The 22,776-nt window shown below is 40.1% G+C and carries 24 protein-coding genes, 1 tRNA gene, 1 riboswitch and 1 other annotated feature (1 of these 27 cut by a window edge); of the genes, 18 read left to right on the plus strand and 7 right to left on the minus strand.

Going from position 1 to position 22,776, the window contains the following annotated elements:
• The first annotated feature begins 93 nt into the window (after nucleotides 1-93).
• The 13 genes from KQI91_RS13985 to KQI91_RS14045 all read left to right on the plus strand — a co-directional run bounded on the left by KQI91_RS13985 (nucleotide 94) and on the right by KQI91_RS14045 (nucleotide 13,501).
• Nucleotides 94-1,362: a M18 family aminopeptidase gene (locus tag KQI91_RS13985; protein ID WP_216393384.1), complete on the plus strand. Its 1,269-nt coding sequence runs from the start codon at nucleotides 94-96 to the stop codon at nucleotides 1,360-1,362.
• Nucleotides 1,363-1,402: 40 nt separating this feature from the next.
• The gene (locus tag KQI91_RS13990; RefSeq protein ID WP_216393385.1) at nucleotides 1,403-2,212 is read left to right on the plus strand and encodes a Cof-type HAD-IIB family hydrolase; all 810 of its coding nucleotides are present in this window, start codon (nucleotides 1,403-1,405) and stop codon (nucleotides 2,210-2,212) included.
• 11 nt (nucleotides 2,213-2,223) lie between these two features.
• Nucleotides 2,224-3,276 carry a tyrosine-protein phosphatase gene (locus tag KQI91_RS13995; protein ID WP_216393386.1) on the plus strand — a complete coding sequence of 351 codons (1,053 nt, stop codon included), beginning with the start codon at nucleotides 2,224-2,226 and terminating at the stop codon, nucleotides 3,274-3,276.
• A gap of 141 nt (nucleotides 3,277-3,417) precedes the next feature.
• Nucleotides 3,418-3,915: an acetolactate synthase small subunit gene (gene ilvN, locus KQI91_RS14000; protein WP_022214762.1), complete on the plus strand. Its 498-nt coding sequence runs from the start codon at nucleotides 3,418-3,420 to the stop codon at nucleotides 3,913-3,915.
• A gap of 98 nt (nucleotides 3,916-4,013) precedes the next feature.
• Entirely contained in the window at nucleotides 4,014-5,033 is a 1,020-nt protein-coding gene (gene ilvC / locus KQI91_RS14005) for a ketol-acid reductoisomerase (RefSeq protein WP_216393387.1), read from the plus strand.
• 319 nt (nucleotides 5,034-5,352) lie between these two features.
• On the plus strand, nucleotides 5,353-5,853 hold the full coding sequence (locus KQI91_RS14010) for a signal peptidase I (protein ID WP_216393388.1): 501 nt from the start codon (nucleotides 5,353-5,355) through the stop codon (nucleotides 5,851-5,853).
• A complete protein-coding gene (locus KQI91_RS14015) occupies nucleotides 5,825-6,484 on the plus strand; it encodes a TasA family protein (protein ID WP_253288618.1) in 660 nt (219 codons plus the stop codon). Before KQI91_RS14010 ends, KQI91_RS14015 begins: the two co-directional genes overlap by 29 nt.
• A gap of 24 nt (nucleotides 6,485-6,508) precedes the next feature.
• Nucleotides 6,509-7,066: a hypothetical protein gene (locus KQI91_RS14020; protein WP_216393389.1), complete on the plus strand. Its 558-nt coding sequence runs from the start codon at nucleotides 6,509-6,511 to the stop codon at nucleotides 7,064-7,066.
• A gap of 17 nt (nucleotides 7,067-7,083) precedes the next feature.
• Nucleotides 7,084-8,298, plus strand: a complete 1,215-nt coding sequence (locus KQI91_RS14025) for a hypothetical protein (protein ID WP_216393390.1) — start codon at nucleotides 7,084-7,086, stop codon at nucleotides 8,296-8,298.
• Nucleotides 8,295-10,430 carry an isopeptide-forming domain-containing fimbrial protein gene (locus tag KQI91_RS14030; protein WP_216393391.1) on the plus strand — a complete coding sequence of 712 codons (2,136 nt, stop codon included), beginning with the start codon at nucleotides 8,295-8,297 and terminating at the stop codon, nucleotides 10,428-10,430. The genes KQI91_RS14025 and KQI91_RS14030 overlap by 4 nt, the downstream gene beginning before the upstream one ends.
• 44 nt (nucleotides 10,431-10,474) lie before the next feature.
• Nucleotides 10,475-10,548 (plus strand) — tRNA-Pro (locus KQI91_RS14035).
• Nucleotides 10,549-10,792: 244 nt separating this feature from the next.
• Nucleotides 10,793-10,873, plus strand: a riboswitch (cyclic di-GMP riboswitch).
• A gap of 163 nt (nucleotides 10,874-11,036) precedes the next feature.
• Nucleotides 11,037-12,278, plus strand: coding sequence for a peptidoglycan-binding protein (locus KQI91_RS14040; RefSeq protein ID WP_216393392.1), 1,242 nt, complete (start codon nucleotides 11,037-11,039; stop codon nucleotides 12,276-12,278).
• Between the two features lie 11 nt (nucleotides 12,279-12,289).
• Entirely contained in the window at nucleotides 12,290-13,501 is a 1,212-nt protein-coding gene (locus KQI91_RS14045) for an Ig-like domain-containing protein (protein ID WP_216393393.1), read from the plus strand.
• A 524-nt stretch (nucleotides 13,502-14,025) separates the two neighbouring features.
• Here KQI91_RS14045 and KQI91_RS14050 read toward each other — a convergent pair.
• The 6 genes from KQI91_RS14050 to KQI91_RS14075 form a co-directional block, all read right to left on the minus strand.
• On the minus strand, nucleotides 14,026-14,568 hold the full coding sequence (locus tag KQI91_RS14050; protein ID WP_216393394.1) for a Uma2 family endonuclease: 543 nt from the start codon (nucleotides 14,566-14,568) through the stop codon (nucleotides 14,026-14,028).
• Between the two features lie 68 nt (nucleotides 14,569-14,636).
• Nucleotides 14,637-15,350, minus strand: coding sequence for a recombinase family protein (locus KQI91_RS14055; protein ID WP_216393395.1), 714 nt, complete (start codon nucleotides 15,348-15,350; stop codon nucleotides 14,637-14,639).
• 119 nt (nucleotides 15,351-15,469) lie between these two features.
• Nucleotides 15,470-15,688 (minus strand): hypothetical protein, encoded by a 219-nt coding sequence (locus KQI91_RS14060; RefSeq protein ID WP_216393396.1) that lies wholly within the window; start codon nucleotides 15,686-15,688, stop codon nucleotides 15,470-15,472.
• An 85-nt stretch (nucleotides 15,689-15,773) separates the two neighbouring features.
• Nucleotides 15,774-16,175: a hypothetical protein gene (locus KQI91_RS14065; protein WP_216393397.1), complete on the minus strand. Its 402-nt coding sequence runs from the start codon at nucleotides 16,173-16,175 to the stop codon at nucleotides 15,774-15,776.
• Nucleotides 16,176-16,293: 118 nt separating this feature from the next.
• A complete protein-coding gene (locus KQI91_RS14070) occupies nucleotides 16,294-16,566 on the minus strand; it encodes a hypothetical protein (protein ID WP_216393398.1) in 273 nt (90 codons plus the stop codon).
• Nucleotides 16,567-16,622: 56 nt separating this feature from the next.
• Nucleotides 16,623-16,805 carry a hypothetical protein gene (locus tag KQI91_RS14075; RefSeq protein ID WP_216393399.1) on the minus strand — a complete coding sequence of 61 codons (183 nt, stop codon included), beginning with the start codon at nucleotides 16,803-16,805 and terminating at the stop codon, nucleotides 16,623-16,625.
• A gap of 59 nt (nucleotides 16,806-16,864) precedes the next feature.
• On the opposite strand from KQI91_RS14075, the gene KQI91_RS14080 reads away from it, so the two are divergent.
• Nucleotides 16,865-17,377 carry a hypothetical protein gene (locus tag KQI91_RS14080; protein ID WP_216393400.1) on the plus strand — a complete coding sequence of 171 codons (513 nt, stop codon included), beginning with the start codon at nucleotides 16,865-16,867 and terminating at the stop codon, nucleotides 17,375-17,377.
• 133 nt (nucleotides 17,378-17,510) lie between these two features.
• Here KQI91_RS14080 and KQI91_RS14085 read toward each other — a convergent pair whose 3' ends face one another.
• On the minus strand, nucleotides 17,511-17,966 hold the full coding sequence (locus KQI91_RS14085) for a Uma2 family endonuclease (RefSeq protein ID WP_216393508.1): 456 nt from the start codon (nucleotides 17,964-17,966) through the stop codon (nucleotides 17,511-17,513).
• Between the two features lie 170 nt (nucleotides 17,967-18,136).
• Between KQI91_RS14085 and KQI91_RS14090 the strand changes: the two genes are divergently transcribed.
• From KQI91_RS14090 to KQI91_RS16335, 4 genes are all read left to right on the plus strand, one after another.
• Complete coding sequence (locus KQI91_RS14090; RefSeq protein ID WP_216393401.1) at nucleotides 18,137-19,705, plus strand: hypothetical protein; 1,569 nt, start codon at nucleotides 18,137-18,139, stop codon at nucleotides 19,703-19,705.
• Nucleotides 19,706-19,762: 57 nt separating this feature from the next.
• On the plus strand, nucleotides 19,763-20,059 hold the full coding sequence (locus KQI91_RS14095) for a hypothetical protein (protein WP_216393402.1): 297 nt from the start codon (nucleotides 19,763-19,765) through the stop codon (nucleotides 20,057-20,059).
• Between the two features lie 97 nt (nucleotides 20,060-20,156).
• Entirely contained in the window at nucleotides 20,157-20,861 is a 705-nt protein-coding gene (locus tag KQI91_RS14100; RefSeq protein WP_216393403.1) for a hypothetical protein, read from the plus strand.
• 240 nt (nucleotides 20,862-21,101) lie between these two features.
• The gene (locus tag KQI91_RS16335) at nucleotides 21,102-22,388 is read left to right on the plus strand and encodes a tyrosine-type recombinase/integrase (RefSeq protein ID WP_216393404.1); all 1,287 of its coding nucleotides are present in this window, start codon (nucleotides 21,102-21,104) and stop codon (nucleotides 22,386-22,388) included.
• A gap of 253 nt (nucleotides 22,389-22,641) precedes the next feature.
• Nucleotides 22,642-22,776 (plus strand) — a binding site (T-box leader); it runs 158 nt beyond the window's last position.

The raw sequence follows: 22,776 nt of genomic DNA on the forward strand, positions 1-22,776 counted from the left end.
AATATACCGTATAATCGTAGTGAACTATTTTTACGTATTTTGCAGAGAAATATTCAGGATATAACCGGATACCAGTCAAAGGAGTCGTTACAGATGTACATAGAAACAACCAGAAAACTATTGGAATTTATCAGAAAAAGTCCAACTGCATTTCAGGCAGTGGAGGAAATGAAAAATAGACTGACAGAACAGGGATTTGAGGAACTTTCAGAAAAAGAACACTGGAAACTGGTTCCGGGAGGCAAATATCTGGTAACCAGAAATCATTCTGCACTGATCGCATTCTGTATACCGCAAACCGAAGTGTGGAAATTTCATATTATGGCAAGCCACAGCGATTCACCGGCATTTAAAATCAAAGAAAATCCGGAGATCAAAATAGAAAACAGCTATGTAAAACTGAATGTGGAAAAATATGGTGGTATGCTGATGGCACCGTGGTTTGACAGACCGTTGTCCGTTGCAGGAAGAGTGATCATACGTGGCAGGGATGGGCTGGAAGAGAAACTGGTCAATGTCGAGCGTGATCTGGTGATGATTCCGAATCTTGCCATTCATATGAACCGGGAAGCCAACAATGGCTTTTCCTATAATCCGCAGAAAGATCTGCTGCCATTGTTTGCAGCAGGATCTACAGACAGAACGCTGCTGGAAATAATTGCGGAACAGACCGGCATCCCAAAAGAAGATATACTCAGTCATGATCTGTTTTTGTATAATCGTATGCCAGGTACGATATGGGGGGCAGATCAGGAATTTGTTTCTTCCGCACGTCTGGATGATCTGCAGTGTGCATTTTCATCTATGGAGGGACTTCTCCGGTCACAGCATCAGAATTCAATTACAGTTCACTGTGTGATGGATAATGAGGAAGTTGGCAGCGGAACGAAGCAGGGAGCTGCATCCACATTTCTTAAAGACACACTTCTCCGAATAAATATGGGACTTGGAAGAACATACGAAGAATATCTGATGACACTTGCAGGAAGCTTTATGGTGTCTGCAGACAATGCGCATGCGCTGCACCCGAATCATACGGACAAGGCAGACCCGGTGAACCGACCGGTGCTGAATAAAGGAATTGTGATCAAATACAATGCAAATCAGAAATATTGTACAGATGCAGTTTCAGCAGCTGAATTTAAAGAACTTTGTGCAAAGGCGGATGTACCATACCAGACATTTGTGAATCGTTCAGATATAGCAGGTGGTTCTACACTTGGAAATATATCTAATACACAGGTTCCGATGAATACAGTGGATATCGGACTGCCGCAGCTTGCCATGCATTCCCCGTATGAGACGGCAGGTGTGAAGGATACGGAGTATCTGATTCGAATGGCAGCAGAACTTTTTGCATAACAGGGTATGCTTTCAGAGTGAAGAAAAGAAGGAAAGAAAAATGAGTGATAAAAAAGCAGTATTTTTTGACGCAGACGGAACGATCTGCGATATAGAAAAAGGAGTGCCGGACAGTGCAATCGAGTCTATCAAAAAGCTGATCGCAAACGGGCATCAGGCATGGCTGTGCACAGGAAGAAGCCGTGCATTTGTACCGTGGTATCTTGAGCAGATTCCGTTTACAGGAATGATCAGTGCCTGTGGGGCAACGATTGAAAAAGACGGAAAAAGACTCTACAATAATGAAATGACACCGGAAGTGGCAAAATATTCGGTGGAAGTATTGCGCAGATACGGACTGATTCCGGTTATGGAAGGTGCCGATTATATGTATTATGATAAAGAGGAATATACTACAGAGGTAAACTGGTATACAGATCTGATCACAGAGGCACTTGGACCGAAATGGAGACCGATCCGTGGAAACGAAAACTGTATGCATATCAATAAGATCAGTGCCAAGATGCAGGATGGCTGCAATGCGGATCAGGCCTGCCGGGAACTGGAACGATATTATGATGTGATTCATCACGAGGAGAATGCATTTGTCGGAACAACGATTGAGCTGATCCCGAAGGGATGCAACAAGGCTGTGGGAATTGCCGCAGTCTGCAGAATCTTTGACATTGCATGGGAGGATACGGTGGTATTTGGAGACAGCAACAACGATCTTTCCATGTTTGAATATGCGGCGACAAAAGTTGCCATGGGAAATGGCTCCCCGAAGATTCGTGAACTTGCAGATTATGTGACGACAGATATGTTTCATTATGGAATCCGGAACGGACTTACCAAATTAGGACTTATTTAGAAGGAGAAGGTATGAAATACGGAAAAATAAGAATCGAGGATGGCAACTTTATTTTTTCCAGACACATGTTGATCAATTATCTTCCATGTAAAGATATTCTCTGGGCGTACAAACGCAAAGAAGGTGCAGAGGGTGGTGTACAGAAACAGTACAGTACCAGTTCGCTGGTGATCATTACGCGAAGAAAAAAGAAATATCAGTTTGAGATGACAGACAGAGAGATCCACAGCTGTATACAGCTTCTCAAAGCACTGCATCCGGAGATTGCGACCGGTTACCCACAAGGGGGCAGGATCCCGCTGCAGAGCCTTCCAAATACACGTGATCTGGGAGCACTGGAAACAGTGGACGGAAAGCATATTCTGCCGAAACGACTTCTTCGAAGTGGAGACCTGTACCATCTGTCTATCATGGACCAGGATATGCTGAAAAAAGAATATCGATTGTCGGCTGTGATTGATTTCCGGACCAGAATGGAATCTCTCAAAAAACCGGATACGGTTATGGAAGGTGTGACCTGGTTTGAGATGCCGATCGTGGATGAAGAAACCCTTGGGATTACAAGAGAAGCAGGTTTTATGGAAATGCTGAATCGAGTCAAGGCATCACCGGATGAGTTTATGCTTCGACAGTATGCTTCGCTTGTCCATGATGATTACAGTGTAAAACAGTATGCACGTTTTCTGGATGTCCTTCTTCATCAGGAAGAAGGTGCGGTTCTCTGGCACTGCAGTGCCGGTAAGGATCGTGTGGGCGTAGGAACTGCACTGCTGCTGCATGCACTGGGCGTCCCGAAAAAAACAATCTATGAAGATTTTATGAGGACAAATCTCTGTCTGGAGGGAGAGATGGAACACATGATACGTCTTCTGGAGACAAAAATGATCGTGGATAATGAAGTGATGGATGTAGTACGGCTTCTGTACAGAGTAAAAGAAGAATATCTGGATACGGTATTTGAGACAATTGAAAAAGACTATGGATCCATGGATGTTTTTATGAAAAAAGCACTCTATATGTCATCCAAAAATCTGGAAGATCTCCGGAAAAAATATCTTGTATAAAAGTGCATAAAATGTCAAAAAAGTGCAATGTATACAAAATTTTTCGTTGACAAACGATGTAATGTTGCTATAATAAAGAACATGCAGACAATTTTACAATGGAATTGTTTACAAGATTAAAGTGTTGAAAGCAGGTGCGTTATGCAGAAGAGAATTTTGTCCCTGTTAGTAGATAACACTGCTGGTGTACTGAGCCGTATTTCCGGACTGTTTAGCCGCAGAGGTTATAATATTGACAGCCTGACAGTCGGCGTGACTGCGGATGAGCGTTATTCCAGAATGACGGTTGTATGCAGTGGAGATTCCATGATTCTGGAACAGATCACCAAACAGCTTGCAAAGCTGGTAGATGTAAGAGATATCAAGGTTCTTGAGCCTGATAACAGCGTGAGCAGAGAGCTGGTCCTTGTCAAAGTTGCAGCGAGACCGGAGCAGCGTGAGGGAATCATTTCGATTGCAAATATTTTCCGTGCCAATGTGATTGATGTCGGAAAGACTTCTCTGGTCATTGAGATGACAGGAAGCAAAAGTAAGTTAAGTGCGCTGATTGACCTTTTGGGTGAGTATGAGATACTTGAACTTGCGAGAACTGGTATTACCGGACTTTCCAGAGGTGCCAGTGATGTAAAATTCCTGTAAAAGACAGGTCTTTTATATACAGATTTATTAAGTTTGCTAAGGGGTACAGCCCTTTAACGATAAATATTATTTTACAAATAGCTTAGGAGGAAACAAAAATGGCAAACAGGATTTTTTACCAGGAAGACTGTAATTTAGGATTGCTGGATGGTAAGACCATTGCGATTATCGGTTATGGCAGCCAGGGACATGCACATGCACTGAACTTAAAGGAATCAGGATGCAATGTCATTATTGGTCTGTATGAAGGAAGCAAGTCCTGGAAGAGAGCCGAAGAGCAGGGCTTTAAAGTATATACAGCAGCAGAAGCAGCAAAACAGGCTGATATCATCATGATTCTGATCAATGATGAAAAACAGGCTAAACTTTACAAAGAAGACATTGAGCCAAACCTTGAAGAAGGCAATATGCTGATGTTTGCTCATGGTTTCAACATCCATTTCGGAACAATCGTACCGCCGAAATATGTTGACGTTACTATGATCGCACCAAAAGGACCTGGACATACAGTAAGAAGCGAATATCAGGCAGGAAAAGGTGTTCCGTGTCTGGTAGCTGTTGAACAGGACTACACAGGAAAAGCACTTGACAGAGCACTTGCTTATGGCCTTGGAATTGGTGGAGCAAGAGCTGGTGTCCTTGAGACAACATTCCGTACAGAAACAGAAACAGACCTTTTCGGAGAGCAGGCAGTTCTCTGTGGTGGTGTTTGCGCACTGATGCAGGCTGGTTTCGAAACACTTTGCGAAGCTGGATATGACCCGAGAAACGCTTACTTCGAATGTATCCATGAGATGAAACTGATCGTAGACCTGATCTATCAGTCAGGATTTGCAGGAATGAGATATTCTATCTCCAACACTGCTGAATACGGCGATTACATCACAGGACCAAAGATCATCACAGCAGAAACAAAGAAAGCTATGAAACAGATCCTGACAGACATCCAGGATGGTACATTCGCAAAAGAATTCCTGCTTGACATGTCTGATGCTGGAAAACAGGTTCACTTCAAAGCTATGAGAAAACTTGCTGCTGAACATCCGTCAGAAAAAGTCGGCGAAGAAATTCGTAAACTGTACAGCTGGAATGGCGAAGACAAACTGATCAACAACTAAGAAAAATTTGCGTAGCAAATTTTTCGCTCTTCAAATGTAGCGAAGCGGAATTTGAAGTTCCACAATTACGATACTCAAATGTAGCGAAGCGGAATTTGAAGTTCCACAATTACGATACTCAAACGGCATGCCCGATTTATCCCGGGCATGTCGTTTTTTGTTATTTATGCCTGTCACAATCTGACGAACGAATTTTGTTGACTTTCCCGTGAACAGGGCATAAGATAAAGACATCTTAAGACAATCTTGATTTTTCAATCAATGCAGATCTGCAAAAAAATCCAATTTATTTTTCAAAACAAAACAAGAAAGGAGAAGCATGAAAACGGCAGAAAGAGCCGGAAGAATTTTTCTGACATTCATGGCGGTGGCCGGTCTGTTCCTTCTGATACTTCCATTCTTTGGAATCTCGATAGATACAGTACTGTCCGGTTCTATGGAGCCGGTTTTAAAAACAGGAGGTATTGCTTTTACAGATACAAAGAATCGGACGCCTGAAATCGGAGAGATCATTACGTACCAGGCGGGGGACAGTAAGGTCAGCCATCGTGTAGTCGGAAAAGAACAAAATGGTTACAGGACAAAAGGTGATGCAAATAATGGAGAGGATGCAGCCCTGGTAATGCCATCCCAGATCATTGGGAAAGTGGTCTTTTCACTTCCTTTTCTGGGATATGCGGCAGTATTTTTTAAACAGAAAACAGTTTTTGCGATACTGATGTTTATGCTTTTGCAGGAACTGCTTTTTCTCCTGATGCAGGGTATTCAATGGAAAGGAGAGCGCAAAAAAAATGCGCGGAAAATCAAATATGAAAAATAACATGAAAAAAGTACTTTTTCTGACAGGTGTATTATGTCTTGCTTCTGCAGGCGGTGTGTCTGCATATCTTACAGATTATGACAAAGTAGCCAACCAGTTTACAGTAGGTAAGGTTGATGTGGAACTGAAAGAAGACAACTGGAAGCCGGAGGAACAGAAAAAGATTGAACCAGGTAAGGTGATCAAAAAGGATCCTAAGATCAGCAACAAAGGAATCAACGATGCGTTTGTGTATCTGGAAGTGTCAATTCCGATGGCTGAGGTGACTGCAGTGTCAGATAACGGAACAAGACTTGAGAAAAAAATGCAGGAACTTTTTTCTTTCAGTTCAAGAACCAGCTGGACAAAACTGAATGCACAGAAGCTTGGAAGCAAGCAGGTGTATGTATTTGCCTATAATAAGATTCTGAAACCTCAGGAAACTACGGAACCGTTATTTGATATGGTGAAATTCCTGAATATTATCGAAGGACAGCTTGACGGACAGCAGCTGGAGATTCCGGTAAGAGCATATGCGATTCAGGCATCCTATACAGGTGACAGTGCATCAAGTGTACAGGATCAGGCCAAACTTGCATATCAGAAATATGTGAATCAGAATAAGAATCAGCCGGGCAAGGTGACTGAATAGTGCGGGGAAAGCAGGTGAAGATACATGACCGACAGAAAGAAGATTCTGGCCGGAGCAGGAATCCTTCTGGGGTTGTTTGCCGGAGTGCAGGGCGTGTCGGGATATCAGACCGCTTATGACCAGGCAAAGAATGTAATTGTTCCCGGAAATAATGATACAGAGATCAAAGAGGAATTTCCGACTCCAACACCGATTGATACAGATGAGGATGCGGATATCCCAAAGAAAATATGGGTTGCGAACAATCCTTCGGGAACGAACAACACCAGTGTAAACTGTTATGTTCGGGTTGCAGTAGGTTATTCTGATAATGATATCGGAAAAGCCGTTTCCATGAAAAATCGTGATACCGTAAACTGGATTGATGGCGGTGATGGTTTTTACTATTATACGAAACGTCTGAAAGAAGGTGAGTCGACAACTGCACTTTGCAGTGGTTTTACTGTATCTCATAAAAAACTGGAAACGACGTACTGGGATCGGCTGAAGGAATTTGAAATTCAGGTATATGAAGAATCTGTGGAGGCAGATCCTTTTAATGATTACCAGAGTGCCTGGAAATATTACAGCAATGAGAATTAAAAGAGGCGGGTGAAGATATGAAAAAAGGTACAAAAATCGCAGCAGGAATTCTTATTGGCAGTATGATTGCGGCAACCGGAGTTTACGGTGCGTTTTCTGACAGTCTGGATGTGGTCAACCGTATTTCAGTGGGAGATGTACATATTTCTGTTTCGGAATTTGCACAGAAAGGCACCGGGGAAGTTCAGTATAAAGATCCGGAGAATGTGATTCCGGGACAGAAAATTTCCAAGATTCCAAGAATCACGAATTATGCACTTCCTTGCTGGATTCGTGCAAAGATTGATTGGGAAGGCGGGAATGAAGAACTGGAAGGTCTGACAGATACGGAACTTTCCGGAATCTCAGAAGACTGGGTAAAACGTGGGGAATATTATTATTACACGAAAGTGCTCAAAAAGAGAGAGTCGGCCGACTTTTTTAAAGCAGTTACAATTCCGGAGGAATGGACAGAGAAACATGCGCTTCAGAAATTGAGGGCAGATATTCAGGCAGATGCGATACAGGCTGCGAATTTTACTCCGGATTTTACTGCAATGTCTCCGTGGGGAAATCAGAAGATTCAACAGTGTGTTCATGAGACAAATGGTGCTTTGACCTGTCGGAAGGGAGAGACGAAGCTGTCTGTGGAATTTAATGGAAAGGCACATCGTCTGGTTGCAGTACCGGATGATTTCTTTACGAATCTGCAGACCGCCATGCCAGGAGATATTCTGAGAGATACGGTAACAGTGGCAAATACCACGAAAAATGAGGCGGAGATTTTTTTCCATACAGGTACGCAGGGACGTTCGCAGCAGCAGATGAAAATGCTCAAAGAAATCCGTCTGAAAATCTGGCAGGGAAACCGGACACTGTATGAAGGTACACTTGATTCTCAGGAAATGAGCAGTGAACATTCCCTGGGTGTCCTTAAAACGGGACAGAAAGATCGGATTCAGTTTCAGATAGAAATTCCTCAGGAATGGGACAATTCTTATGCGTTGCAAAAAACAGATGTGACCTGGACATTTTCGGTTAAAGAAGATGAGAATATTTCAGAGGATGTTCCTGATGGAGAAACAGGAGCGCGCAGAGGTATTTCGACAGCTGTCGATTATTCAGGTACAAATAAGAAGAAAGGTGTGAAAACAGGTGACGAAACACATGTAGAGCGATGGATACTTCTCTTTATCGGTACAGGAGCTGCAGTTCTGGCACTGAAAATCTTTAAAGGAGGAGAAAAGTCATGAAAAAAAGAATAGCAGGTTTTCTGATGGCTGTGGCTATGGCAGCTTCTGCTTTTTCTACAGTGTATGCTTCAGAGGAAAGGCTGGAAACGGTGTCGACAGAATCAGGGGATATGGAGTATCCGGATTTTGAGAATGGTCTGGAAGTGGATGAGTCGGAATTGCCAGAGTCGCAGGAGGACAGGGAAACAGATGAAGAAAATCCGGAGATAGGAAATTTGGATGCTGTGGAAATACCGATTTCGGACACGGAGATTTCTTTTGAAGAAAATGAGGAAGAGACAGAGGAAGTGAACGAAAGTTCTGCGGATATGGAGGAAGTGTCATTTGCAGCGGAATCCGAAGAGGAACTATTTGCAGACGGAGAAAGTGAGAAATCTGTAGCAAGAGCAACAAGCAAAGTTCCGATTGACTGGGTGAGCGCAGACTATAAGATGCCGGAAGCATATGCTTTTACGTATGCATTTCGAAAAGGAGTGACAAAACTTTCTTATATCAGCCGTAGTAATGGGACATTAAACGACAAAGTCCATGGCTGGTTTGGTGACAGTGTTGGTTATACGGAAGAGTATTGCAAGACTTTTTATGGATGTGCGATTGACGATACTACTTATACGGAACCGATTACAGCATTATACAGTGATGTGGGTGAGTACCGGGGCCAGATCGTAGATCTTCGTGTCAAAGTGGAAAAGTGGGGCACAGTAGATAAAGATCATGTGGGAAGAGATGGAACCAAGATTATTCCATGTGTTCTTTTTTACAAAAACAGAATTGCATTTAATACAATTTCCGTTGGTGCAGTACGCTTTAAATTTGAATTTCTGCTGCATAACACGCAGACACAGATTTATCCCAAAGGACATATCACGGTGGCAGATCTCGATGAAGGCCAGGGAATCAGAACCTATGATGGATGGGGTGTGGATCATATCTATATGCGAAAAGGATATGATCACCTTAAAGTGACCACAGGCATAATGGATGATGGAAGCGTGTACAACGAGATCAAAGGCAAAGAAGGCGGCGGTTCGATCGAGAATGAAGATGTGCGTGGTTGGTGTCAGCTGGACTTTAATGGATCTTTTACGTTGAACTGGCTGGCACAGGACAGTTGGAAAAACAGCAAAGGAGCACAGAATGCCTTTTACATTTCTACAGGGCAGACGATCGGAACTTATGAACCGAATCCGGCACCGGAGAAAAAAGTCGGAGATCAGACAGAGTCTTATGAAACGATGAAACGTCATGAATTTACAAAGGAGGATCCGCCATATCTGATTACGGAAGAACAGACATTTGACTATGTGATCGCACAGCGACTTCTTCCTGGAACGTATTCTTCTTTTGTGGTAAAGGACGAATTGGATAGATGTCTTGATTATCAGAAGGGAAGTGTGGAGACTTCTCTTGGAAACGATGTGACAGACCGATTTGATATTAGTGAATCAGAACATGTGGTTACGTTTTCTGCGAAGGAATCTTTCCTGAAAACAGATGAAGCATATAATGATGTAACATACTATTTCAGAATCCGGGTGAAAGCAGAAGACAGTCAGACCATAAAGGCACATGGACACTGTACGGAAAATGACAGAACGTATACCATTGGAAATACCGCAGCCAGAACTATCATATCAGACCGGATGCAGGACACACAGAGTACGAATGAATCCTGGATCAAAGGGACGGTTCGACAGATAGATGGAACGATCACTGTAACAAAAAAGATCAAGGAAGCAGGCATCACCTGGGCGCATGGTAATCCTGTATTTCGATTTCGGGTGATTGGGACGGACCAGAATGGAATCCGACATGCGTATGAGGATTTTGTGGAATTTTCGAAGGGAAATTACAAAAAGGACGGTGAGTATGCAGTGCTTTCCTGTCGATTTGAAAAAATTCCGGCGGGCAGTTATACCATCAGTGAACTGAGGACCCTGCGATATCAATTTGAAAGTGCAAAAGCGGACACGGTCAATGTCAGAGTTTCAGGAGAAAAAGGAACGGCAGTTCTGGATGCTGCCAATCAGACGGCCGGGATCACTTTTACAAATGTAAAGACCAGGTATGACCGATACAGTCATACAGATGTGATACGAAACCATATTCCGGTGGCTGGTAAAGCATCGTAAAAACAGTTGCAAAATAAAAGACTGCTTGTTATAATAGTTCTCACCGGGGTATGGCGTAGCTTGGTAGCGCGCACGGCTGGGGGCCGTGAGGTCGCAGGTTCAAATCCTGTTGCCCCGACTGAGATACTAGTAAAATCAAGGGTTTCCAGACTTTTAAAAATTTTCAATTTTTATTACTTTTATTACCTTTTCTATTACCTTTTATGGTCTTATGAAAAAAAATAAGGAGGAAATCCTGTACATTTGACGAATGGAAGGATAAAGAAATAGAACATGATGAAATATAATTTAATGATATGATGTAGTCTTATACTTGACTATAGTCAGAAAGGTGACTATTAATGAATGATACAAACACATAAAATTGAATATGGCATAGCCGGAGAAATCCGGTGACGCAAAACTACAGGGTCTAAGCGAATGTATGACAGCCAGTTGCAACAAGAAACAGAGAGAACGAGTTAGATGATATTAAGGCATCACTTTCCTAGAAATGTGGGGAGTGGTGCTTTTTTATTATAAAAAAAGAACATGGGGGTTGGAAGAATGAAGAAGAAAGTAGTAGTAGCCAGTATTGCAGCAGCAACGTTAATGTTCGGAAGTAATGTGTATGCAGAAGATGTTTTGCAATATGGACAGGAAGCAGAAATTCAGACAGACTCAGGTAGCTATAAGGTGACGGTTGATAAAATTGTTGAAACCGACCAGTTTGACAGAGATGATAGAACTGCAAAGGTTATATGCGTAGATTGTGTTATTGAGAATATTGATTACAAAAACTATGACAATCAGTTAAGTGCATATAATGTCGGAACCGGAGAAGTTGCATTGGTGGATGCAGATGGAATATCTGCTGAATTTTATGATGTATCAACTACATCAAAAGATGGATATGAGTTTTCAGCGGACATAAAGCCGGGGGAGAAAAAGAGAGTGGCATTACCATTTTTTGTCCCAGAAGATACAGAAAGTGTCACAGTTAAAATTGACTCAAAATATGAGATAAGTCAGAATTTGCATGAAGAGGGCAATGAAACATCAACAGATGAAACACAAGAAAATGATGTGTCTGAGCTGCAAAAACAGATAGAGACATTAGAAGCTGAGAACAACGATTTAAAAGCCGAAAACGAAGAACTGAAAAAAGAAAATGAAGAACTGAAAAATTCTGAGAAAAATCAAGAAGAAACACCAACACCGGAGCCAACCGAAGTTCCTGCTGAAGATACATCAACACCGGAACCAACAGAGGAAGCTGCACCGGAAGAAACAGCACCAGAAGCAGAGCAGAAACCTGTAGTAGAATACAAAGATGCGACTACCATTAGAATTGTGCAGCAAGCATTGAACGATGCAGGATATAACTGCGGCAATCCAGACGGAGTTGCGGGCGGTAAAACAACAGAAGCTGTTACGAAATATCAGACCGATAAAGGATTAACGGTTAACGGTCTTGTGACAGATGAATTATTACAGTCACTGGATGTTGTAGAGAAGGTACAGGATGCAGTGCAGAAAGAAGCTTCAAAAGGGGAGTATGCCGGAGATTACACATACGATCAGTTGGCACGAAATCCTGATACATATACGGGGAATAAAATAAAAATCAGTGGAAAAGTACTTCAAGCTGATAGTAGTGGAGATATTTGTTATGCCAGAGTTGCAATGAATAATAGTTATGATACGGTTATTTTTGTAACCTATGATAAAGATTTACTGAGTTATAGACTTCTTGAAGATGACAAAATAACAGTATATGGTACATCCTTGGGTGTTTACAGCTATGAAGCAGTAAGTGGAGCTACGATAACAATTCCATGGTTGAATGCAGATATGATTGAAATGTAGGAGGAAGAGTAATGAAAAAGTTGAGAAAAATTTTAGTTGCATTGATGGTTGTTTTGTGTATTGGGATGATTAGTCCGGTATCCTTGGCACAAGTTTTTAATGTGAAAACCGTAGAAGCGGCAGCAAAAATCAATAAGTCAAAGGTAACTTTGATTAAAGGACAAAGTTTGCAGTTGAAGGTTAATGGTAATTCAAAAAAAGTGAAGTGGTCATCATCTCAAAAAGGTGTTGCAACAGTTACTGGTAAAGGTAAAGTGACTGCCAAAAATGCAGGGACAGCTGTGATTACTGCAAAGGTAGGAAATAAAAAATATACTTGCAAAGTTACGGTGGAAGCTCCTAAATTATCAAAAACTTCTATTAGTCTTACTGTTGGAAATAAGTATAATTTAAAAGTTACAGGAACAAAGCAAAAGGTAGTATGGAGCTCTAGTAATAAAGCAGTTGTAATGGTATTGAATAATGGTCTTGTAGTTGCAAAAAAAGCAGGAACGGCTAAAATTACTGCAAAAGTAGGAAATAAAAAATATACTTGTAAAGTTACTGTAAAGAAACGTAAGACAGGAGGAAATACACAACAATATGTGAAAGCAACTCCAACTCCGGCTCCTAAAATAGAATTGAGTGCGTCTGTGAATTCAATTTCTGTTAAAGAAGATGAAAGCAATACTGTGTCTATTAAATATACAGGAACTGGTTCTGTTTATTATGCTGTAGATGATTCAAATATCGTGGATTGTCAATGGATAAAAGGATGGAATAATGATTGGATTAAATTGAATATCACTGGAAAAAAAGCCGGAACAACGACAGTAAAAATTACAAATAGTACGAATAATGATTGTGTTAGAATAACTGTTAATGTAATCAGTGCAGTGACTATAAAATTACCAAAAGTTCCAGTCGAAGTTTATAATTATTATGGTAATACCTTAATGAGAGCATGTAATGTTACTAATATATATTACAAAGCTTATAAAACTGGTAACTCTTATACTTTTTATATATATGTAGATGGTACAAAGACATATGATAAATATTCTGATGTCAATAGTACTATTTGTGAAGTTGGATATAAATTATATAAAAATGGGATTGTTGTTACATCTGGAAGCGTTCTTTCTCCAAGTGTGAGTGTTGGAGAGTCTTTTGCAGGAAGAAATTCGATTGGATTTTTAAACGAACCAGGAGAATATGAATTGGTTTTAACGAATATAAAATAACCCATCCAACCCCGCACCGCCCGTCATCTACGATAATAGACACAGTGTCGATTAACTGAATAACACCAGTAATCACAAAGTATTTTACCGCATAATCTACCAGTCCATCAGCAGCAGTAACATCCTTCAAATCAGCAGCAGTACACTACATAATTACGATAAGCAATTCGATGGCTGCCACGATAAGAAAATGAACATAGTAGCTACATGGTCAGAAAAAATAAATTTGACTAAAATAGTAGAAATTATAAAGCATAGTAACTACAACATTTTGCTTCAGATGAGAATGACTCGATACCGAACCCGATACAGCGTAAGCAGAATATAAAAAGTGGGAAAAATTCATTGTGATTCCTGTGAGAAATTCAAGAAAAAAACTTGACCGGAATCATATACAAATTCAGGTTAAAACAGAAACGTGATTTTTTTGAACAAGAAAAGTTGACGTAAATCCTTTGTAGCATCAGGGATAAACGTCAACTTTTTGTTTGGAGAAAAGTGCTGATTTTTGAAGGTAGGGAATTCTACAGATTAATCTGTGAGAAATCAATAGATAAATCCTCATAGATTCCGGCTTTTACAGAATCCTGTAATGTATACTGCTCCATATCACCATGTTCGAAATTATATACTACAACCTGATTCTTGGACGGGTCAACAATCCAGTATTCACGGACACCGGCAGTTCTGTATTTGAACAGTTTCGTGTAGTAATCCATTCTTTTACTTGCAGGAGATACGATCTCAATGATCCAGTCAGGAGAACCCATGCAGCCTTTATCATTCAGCTTATTAGGATCGCAGATAACTGATATATCCGGTTCTACATAAGTGTTGCTTGTTTCGTCCAGATGCACGGCGAATGGGGCAGCATAAACTTGACACTGACCATGATGATCTTCAATGTAACGATCAATAATACTGGCAAGCCGTGTTGAAATCCGTTGATGTATCCTGCTTGGTGGAGCCATATAATAAATATGACCATCAATAAGTTCGGCTCTTTCGCCTTCTGGCAGAGCGTAAATATCATCTATTGTGTAAGTCGATTCTTTTGGTAATGGCATATTGTCACCTTCCATTCAAATGATGATTATGAGTTTTTCTATTAATATTATAGCCGATTGAATCATAATCAACAAGCAGAAGTTAACTCTGTGAACGTAGAAGTGGATTCTGTCAACAATTCCTTCTTATACTTGTAGAATGTTTTCTTGGAGATTCCGGTCTGCTGAATTGTCTCGATATCGTTCAATGATCCCCCGAAGGTCTTGTTATGCTTCAGGATGATCGCTTTAGCAGCAAGAGATTTCTTGGTTGTGAGCTTCGTTCCAGAGACTTGTCCAATCTGTTTACCATTAAGCCGGGCGGTCTGCAATCCTTCTTTTGTTCTCTGTCTGAGGTCTTGAACTTCCTTTTCCGATTGTTCGAATGCAAGTCTGATCTGTTCTTTAGCGAGAGACAGAAGATATTTATTGATACCTTCCAGAATGAAATCCACATTTGTTCCGGTGAGAGTGATCTGCTGCTGCAAAGCATTCTTGTAGGTGTCCGTATTTATATGAGGTTCCTTGATGAAAATAAGATTAATGCCACGCAGAAATAATTCCTGATACAGCAAGAAACCTTCTTCTGCATCACGGGACATTCTGCTGACAGAATCGAAGATGATCGTATCACCAGACACAACGATCTTCAGGAGCTTGTCAAGTTCTTTTCTGCCTTGGATTTTTGTGCCGGTATATACTTCTGTGATGATTTTGGCATCTGGACAAACAGAGAGAATATTTCTGATCTGTCGGTTTATGTTTTGCTTTGGTGTGCTGATTCTGCAATATCCGTAATACATTCTGGAATCCCTTCTTTAGTAGTAAATCTGACCTGTCGGTGAAAAGTAGTAAATTTTGTGATTCTTGTGAAATAACAAGCGTTTTCCTGAAGTAGTCGTTTTACCGCTCGTTAGAATAACTACATGCTCAGAAAGACAGTCCTGAATTTTTGCCATCCTCTCCGGTATACCTGACAGCATGGTTCACCGGCAGCAGCTTCCTTTTCTGTCTGCGTAATGATATGCCTTGCAACTTCCGGTGCTATGCAGAAGTCGGACATAAGAGCAAGAAGATCTTTCTTCCAGTGTGAAGAGATCTCATGAGGTCTCATATCTTTCTCGATTTTTACTTTTGCCATAATAGAACCGCCTTTCTGAATATGTTCATTTGCTTTGCTGTGAATCCTGCTGCCTTGGAGAATTTGGCAGCAGGAGAGAAGGACATCAATCCTTCAGTGTAATCTTGTGATCTTTGACGATAAAATGATAATCTTCGTAATGCTGAATGCTTACGACAGCCGTCATGTTGTTATCAATCAGGTCAACGTGAAGGATACACTGTCCTTTATGCAGATGATACTTGTCAGAAACTTCTTTCTGGAATAAGGCAGCAAGATCATCAGAGAATGTGTTGAATCGATCCATATGGAAATTTACATCTTCATCGGGATCATCCGGCACTTCATCATTTGCGAGCAAAAGTTTTCTATGTGTGTCGGCTGCCATGACTACAGTGTTATACTGATAAAGCTCATGACCATAAAGTGAGTATGCAGCAACCTGACTTGCTGTACCTGTTTCTACGTTGATGATGTTGCTCTGTGTCCATGTGTTTGTATTAGTCATAATTATGAACTCTCCTTTTTATTTAAGTTTTAATAGATATTTTTATGGTGCAGCTGCCAGTGCGTGTGACAGATGCATCTGCAATTAAGTTGACTGGGAGTCGCTAACTTTTTGTCTGTTACATATGTTCCGAAATGATATTAAGAACATCCTTCCAGTTGTTGAGCTTCTTCAGAGCTGCCTGTTCGCTTGAGATATCCGGATTGGTAGCTTTCACCATATTGATTGAGAAATCATAAAAAATGTCAACACATTCAATTGGTGTGATGATACCGGCATCTCTCAGTGCTTCCAGATAACCGTCAACCTCTGAAGCGATAACAACCGGATTCTTGCCACTTTTTATCTCCTGAAGCTTGTTTGCTGTAAATTCCTTAATCTTTTCATCCATTGCAATATCCTCCTGTGATTTGAATTATTTATATAAACCTTGTCAGGGTTCATGCTTTAGTAGCCAACAAGTACCCAGTGTGCGATCATTGCAATTGGAGTACCAAAAATCCAGATAAAGGTAATCGTCCATTGAATACAAGCAGATGCTGTATTGCGAAACATCTTTTTTAACGTCTTCCGGTGAGCTTTGCACCAGTCCTCATATGTCATCATGGTCTCAACTCTTGTCCTGTTCATGTTCTTTCCTCCTGAATAATGAATTGCCAATTAATTCTACTGTTCCTGATGATGAACTGTTGGAAGAATATAACATCTATATGAAGTGGTTCCTTGATTTTTATAAATTGAAGTCGGAGTGTGCAGCAGTAAGAAGCGGGAAATATTTTGAAATCACAGAAGCAATAAAAAATGAATTCGAAAACAGAGCTGAAGACAAAAAGTTTGATGTTAAGAAGGTGAACAAGATTACTATTGGTGCGGAGGATTATGCTGATGTTTTAAATTTCGAACCGGATGAAAATGAGAGAAAGATGATTCAAGAAGGATTTAAACGGATTATGTTAATCATGATTTGGGACACTATTCAGAGAAGATGTACCTCAGATAAGCAATACAAAGTAGAGTTGGATTATGATGAAAAAATTGAACTCATTCGATTTTTTATGATATTGCAGGATGAGTCAAACTGTGTGGATGAAAAACTTCGTGAGCAAGCCAACGAACTACAAAAACAAATGCATATACAGATGAAACAAGTCGGAGATGATATCATGAATATGGGTAATGCAGCAGAAACCATTGAACAGTAACGCTGCCCCGGGGTACTTACAACTTTACGCAGGAAACTCTTTATATAGGAAGAAAGCCGGTTCGGAAAATCAGAAAAGAAAATTTTGAGTTTATAAAATCAGGAGAGAGCAGATCAGATGTCTGCCCTCTTTTTTAGTATTCACCGATATCAAATAATTCGTCAAAGGTTATGTGAAGATTCGGAAACATGACCATCTGCAATTCTTCTTTGTTGGCTGAAGTTACGGTTTTGTACAGATACGGATAACTTTCACCATCGTCTTTGAAGTCAAAAAGATAAATCTCAACCTGTTTTTTTCGCCAGTCAACGATCCAGTATTCGGATACACCGACCTTGCAGTAGATGTTCATTTTTTCGTGCCGGTCGTAATCTTCTGTGGCATTTGACAAAACTTCCATAACGAAACGTGGGATTCCGGTGAAAGATACATTCTTACGATCTCTGAGGTTACAGATGATTGATACATCCGGGATAACGACTTTATCATCGTTTTCATGCCATTCATACTGAACGCTGTCACCGAAAACACGGCACAGGCTATCTTTTATCTGGCTGCCAATCTTAATAACGAAGTTGTTGATGACCATGGAGTGTTCCAGAGGTAATGCAATATTCAAATAGGATGCACCTCCTTCTTTGATTCCATTATAAATGATAGAAAAATCATGTCAAGAAAGTCTTTTACATCCAACATGTATTTTGCAGACCTATTGGCTAAGACACCAAGAGGAATACAGATAAAGTTGAGAATGCTGATGTGACAGGTAAACTTACTGATACCGGTATGGCTGTTATGGGATTGCATGGTCAGAACTATAACACTTATATGGCACAGGCAAATCAGTATGCTGAAGAGATCAAGAAGCTGAATGCTGAGATTGCGAAAGATCCAAATAATACCAAACTTATTGACCGTAGAAAAGAGCTGCTTGAAGCTCAGAGAGATAACATCAAATCTGCGGAAGATGAGAAACAGTCGATGGCTGATCTTATTGAGGAAGGCATCAACAGGCAGATTGATGCTCTTGGAAATCTGATTGATGAGTATGAAGATTCTATAGATTCTGCAAAGGATTTATATGATTATCAGAAGAAAGTCAAAGATCAGACTGAAGAGATATCCAAGATCCAGAAACAGCTGAATGCTTATTCTGGTGATGATTCTGAAGAGTCAAAAGCTACTGTCCAGAAACTTAAAGAAGATCTGAAGGATGCACAGGAAGAATTACAGGATACTCAATATGACAGATATATTTCTGAACAGAAGAAACTCCTGAGCGATCTTTCTGATACGTATAAAGAAACTCTGAATACAAGACTGGATAATGTGGATGCTCTTGTGCAGCAGATGATTGATGATTCAAATGCCAATAAGGAAAGCATCAATCAGACTTTACAGACTGAAGCGACAAAAGTTGGAGCCACTTTATCAGATGCAATGAAAAATATCTGGGGAACCACAGGAACTGTTCTTGGTACTGCTGATAACAAAGGCAGCATCCTTGGTCAGGTAACAAGTGTTAATGAAGTGCTTAATGCTATCAATACCAAAGTTCAGGCAATGCAGACAAACAGTGATAAGCAGTCCACTCAGGTTAATAACGATGCTAAAAAAGACACTGATCTCCCGCAGGAAAAGAAAAATACCGGAAATACCAACAGTCAGCAAACTAAAACCAATACCGGAAGCAAACAGGGTAACGGTAAAGTTGAAGTTGGTGACAAGGTTACTTTTGTAAGTGGTTCTTATACCGGAAACTCTTCCGGTGGAGGTGGAGCCGGAAGTCAGAACAGAGGTAAGAAAGTATATGTTACCAAGATCGAGAAAGGTGCTAAGAAGCCATATCATATCTCTACTGGTAAGAAACTTGGTTCCGGCGACTTAGGATGGGTTACAAAAGCCCAGCTGAAAGGTTATAAGACAGGCGGTCTGGTTGATTATACCGGACTTGCTCAGTTGGATGGTACTCCAAGCAAACCGGAGCTTGTGTTGAATTCTGTGGATACTGAAAACTTCTTAAAGCTGAGAGATGCATTGAGGGATGGATTCGATTTTACACCGAATATGAATACATCCATGTTTGCGAATACTGCTTTTGATGGTATTGCTAATCAGATAAAACAGCTTCAGGGTGCAACAGTCAAACAGAATGTTCAGGTGACTGCAAACTATGAGTTCAATATTCCAATCGACCATGTGGAGAACTACGAAGACTTTATGAATCAGCTGAAGAAAGATGATAAATTCGAAAAGATGATACAGTCTATGACAACTGATCGTCTGGCAGGTGGAAGCAAGCTTGCGAAGAATAAATTTAATTGGTGATGTTACAGGGGTGTCTGTTTTGGACATCCCTTTTTATATAAATTTGGAGGAAAAGGAATGCAGATACGAAATAAGAGAATATCAGGTGACAGCAGAAAAGATATTGTACAGCAGCTGCGAGAAGAAAATATTGCACTGAAGAAAGAAAATCAGAGACTGATGCAGGAACGGGAGGTTGACAAAGAGATTGTGAGGATATCCCGGAAAACGATTCAGGATTATCAGGAACTGCTGAAAGAAGCCCGGAAGTTAAAGAAAAACCTTGATAACAGGATTCAGGAAGCTACACGGATGCAGCAGGAACACAAGAAGAAATTTGATGAACTGATCCAGACAATGACAAAAGGTATCTGAGACAACCGATAAAAACTGAATATGATACATCATGAGGGAGTGCTGTGTATGGCACTCCTATTTTAATGAAAAATAAGGAAGATAAGGAGATTTTCATATGAGCAAAAAGAGAATGAAGAAAACCACAAGAAGAGAAGAATACAAAGAGAAATTCAATGAGCAGATGCAGGTGTTTAATTACATCATGCAGGATGGTGAGCAGATCGTTCAGTGCAAAGCACCATACCCGGAGTATTGGTTTATCTCGAATAAAGGTTATCTGTTTTCAGTATATGCAGGAAAACTCAGAATACTGAAAGCAAACCATAGATATATAGGAACGATGAATAAGAATGGAGTCAGAACCGGTCAAGACTGGTATTACGAACATGCCATTGAGGGAGCGTATAACAAGCATATTCCAATGCACAAGATCATGAGTGAACATTTTGGAAAAAATGAGTTTGGTTCTGAAGAAACTGAAGTACATCACATCAGGAAGAATCTACGATACAAACCGAATGATGGAAAGGTGTGTAACCGGGCTGAGAATTTACAGCTGCTGCCAAAAGAAATCCATAAGGAATTGACACGGTATGCAAGCAAGACGAATGCGGAACTGGATAAAGAACTGGAACAGAAAGTTAAAGAAGCAGACTGTCCGATGTATGCATATACACCAGAAATGCTCGAAGCTGTTATTAAGTGGAACATACAGAATTGTATTGCAAATGGATTGCAGCCGGTGATCTACATGACCTCGATAACAGATGATGCAGCTGAGATTGAAGCGGAAGCACATCCATTGAAGTTTGAGAAATGATGAAAATTGCTTGAGTTGTGATGGGTGAAATTTCACCTGATCAGATGTAAAGGATGATATAACCGGTAATGCAGCCTGAAAAGTGAAGAATGTAGTTACCAGAAAACCATTATAAATGTTGGATTTTTTAGGGAGTAAAATTTCACTCCCTTAGATTTTTGATTGAAATGTATAAAAAGATGCAGGAGTGACACCCTGTTTCGGGGTGTCATTTCTGTAAAATTGGAATAACAGGAATAAGTGAAGAAAAATGATAAGAGCGTTAAAAATGTAGTCCGGGGGACAAAAGAACTTAAGGCAGAAGAAATCTTGAAATATCTTGAAGAGAGTGGTAAGGTTAATCTGTCAGATGTACAGGATGCTATTGAAATGAAGGAGAGACGAAAACTTTTAGACAAGCATCCTTATAAAATCACGCAGGGTAAGGATGGTAAGTGGAGAACATACGTTAAGGACAACAGTAAAGAAAGTGGATACAGATTAATTAAGAAATCCACCAGAGAAAAATTGGATGATGCATTAGTTGAATATTACAAAATAGAAGAAAAAGCTGAGACAGAAAAAGTAGTCACACTTGATAAGATGTACTGGCGGTGGCGAGAAGTACAAGATTGCTTGGTAGTTGACAACACAGTATATAAGTATACTACTGATTACAATAGATTCTTCAAAGATAAAACATTTATGCAAATTCCAATAGAAGAAATTACAACAGATATGTTGAAGCTGTTTTTTCATGATATGATTGTGGATAATGGCTTGAGTAAGGGAGCTTTTAAAAAGGCATATGGATATATTGATAACACATTCCAGAAAGCATTTCGAGAAAAAGTAATCCCTGAAAATCCAATGGTATATCTTTTGAGAAAACAATTTTATGGATATTGTGAAGAAATTGATAAACCATTGTCAAAACAAGTGTATACAGATGAAGAAGTTGAAATGATTACACAATGGCTACATAAACAATATGAAGAAAATCCTTCTTACATACCGCATTATGCTGTGGAGCTTGCGAGTTTAACAGGAATGCGAGTAGGGGAAATTGTAGCTTTGAAGTGGGAAGATATCCATAATGAAAAAGGATACTTTATAATACAAAGATCAGAAAAGTTTGATAGAATAACAAAAGAATATTTTATTGATAAAACGAAAAATAAAAAGGTAAGAAATTTTCCACTGGATGAAAAAATAACGGCATTATTTACAAAGGTAAAAAAGGCTGAGTTTGCAAAAGGGTATTTGTGTGAGTGGATTTTCGCCAATGAAGAGGGCAGGATTCATGCTCCGGTTGTTTCATCTTGCATTAAAAATAAATGCAAACAGTTAAGAATCCCAGACAGAGGAATACATGCATTTAGAAAAACGTTTAATTCCAATATGAGATGTGCAGGGGTATCAGAAGTAGTTGCTGCTTCGTTATTGGGACATTCACCAGATGTGAATAAGAAGTATTACACATTTGATACGACATCGTTAGAGGATAAAACCAAAATCGTGAAAGATGCACATGCTCGTCTTGGGTAAAACTATTACCTTTTATATTACCTTTTTGAAATGATGTGTAGAAAAACCAGTAAAATCAATACATTGTGGAAACATTTGAAGGCCGTGAGGTCGCAGGTTCAAATCCTGTTGCCCCGACTGAGATACTATGTTGCTGTTTATGATATTTACAGTAAATTGATCAGAATACATTACAGATCATAGAGTAAAGAGATAAATTTGCTCTTGACAAGGAGCAGAGGACATGTTAGTCTTTACTCATCGACAAAATATGCAAAATGCTTTGATGAGGAATAGTACATGAGGACTGGAGCACAGAGAATTGCCGGGTGGTGTGAGGCAGTGGAAAGAAGTCATGGAACTCGCCTTGGAGCATCTGTCCGAACGTTGCAGGAGCAGCCAGTAGGCG

This window comes from Blautia sp. MSJ-19, assembly GCF_018918125.1.
Taxonomy (GTDB): Bacteria; Bacillota; Clostridia; order Lachnospirales; family Lachnospiraceae; genus Blautia_A.

Excerpts from the sequence above, each read along its gene's own strand:
- KQI91_RS13985 (WP_216393384.1), top strand. The coding sequence starts at position 94 with ATGTACATAGAAACAACCAGAAAACTATTGGAATTTATCAGAAAAAGT.
- KQI91_RS13990 (WP_216393385.1), top strand. The coding sequence starts at position 1,403 with ATGAGTGATAAAAAAGCAGTATTTTTTGACGCAGACGGAACGATCTGC.
- KQI91_RS13995 (WP_216393386.1), top strand. The coding sequence starts at position 2,224 with ATGAAATACGGAAAAATAAGAATCGAGGATGGCAACTTTATTTTTTCC.
- ilvN (WP_022214762.1), top strand. The coding sequence starts at position 3,418 with ATGCAGAAGAGAATTTTGTCCCTGTTAGTAGATAACACTGCTGGTGTA.
- ilvC (WP_216393387.1), top strand. The coding sequence starts at position 4,014 with ATGGCAAACAGGATTTTTTACCAGGAAGACTGTAATTTAGGATTGCTG.
- KQI91_RS14010 (WP_216393388.1), top strand. The coding sequence starts at position 5,353 with ATGAAAACGGCAGAAAGAGCCGGAAGAATTTTTCTGACATTCATGGCG.
- KQI91_RS14015 (WP_253288618.1), top strand. The coding sequence starts at position 5,825 with ATGCGCGGAAAATCAAATATGAAAAATAACATGAAAAAAGTACTTTTT.
- KQI91_RS14020 (WP_216393389.1), top strand. The coding sequence starts at position 6,509 with ATGACCGACAGAAAGAAGATTCTGGCCGGAGCAGGAATCCTTCTGGGG.
- KQI91_RS14025 (WP_216393390.1), top strand. The coding sequence starts at position 7,084 with ATGAAAAAAGGTACAAAAATCGCAGCAGGAATTCTTATTGGCAGTATG.
- KQI91_RS14030 (WP_216393391.1), top strand. The coding sequence starts at position 8,295 with ATGAAAAAAAGAATAGCAGGTTTTCTGATGGCTGTGGCTATGGCAGCT.
- KQI91_RS14045 (WP_216393393.1), top strand. The coding sequence starts at position 12,290 with ATGAAAAAGTTGAGAAAAATTTTAGTTGCATTGATGGTTGTTTTGTGT.
- KQI91_RS14050 (WP_216393394.1), bottom strand. The coding sequence starts at position 14,568 with ATGCCATTACCAAAAGAATCGACTTACACAATAGATGATATTTACGCT.
- KQI91_RS14055 (WP_216393395.1), bottom strand. The coding sequence starts at position 15,350 with ATGTATTACGGATATTGCAGAATCAGCACACCAAAGCAAAACATAAAC.
- KQI91_RS14060 (WP_216393396.1), bottom strand. The coding sequence starts at position 15,688 with ATGGCAAAAGTAAAAATCGAGAAAGATATGAGACCTCATGAGATCTCT.
- KQI91_RS14065 (WP_216393397.1), bottom strand. The coding sequence starts at position 16,175 with ATGACTAATACAAACACATGGACACAGAGCAACATCATCAACGTAGAA.
- KQI91_RS14070 (WP_216393398.1), bottom strand. The coding sequence starts at position 16,566 with ATGGATGAAAAGATTAAGGAATTTACAGCAAACAAGCTTCAGGAGATA.
- KQI91_RS14075 (WP_216393399.1), bottom strand. The coding sequence starts at position 16,805 with ATGAACAGGACAAGAGTTGAGACCATGATGACATATGAGGACTGGTGC.
- KQI91_RS14085 (WP_216393508.1), bottom strand. The coding sequence starts at position 17,966 with ATGGTCATCAACAACTTCGTTATTAAGATTGGCAGCCAGATAAAAGAT.
- KQI91_RS14095 (WP_216393402.1), top strand. The coding sequence starts at position 19,763 with ATGCAGATACGAAATAAGAGAATATCAGGTGACAGCAGAAAAGATATT.
- KQI91_RS14100 (WP_216393403.1), top strand. The coding sequence starts at position 20,157 with ATGAGCAAAAAGAGAATGAAGAAAACCACAAGAAGAGAAGAATACAAA.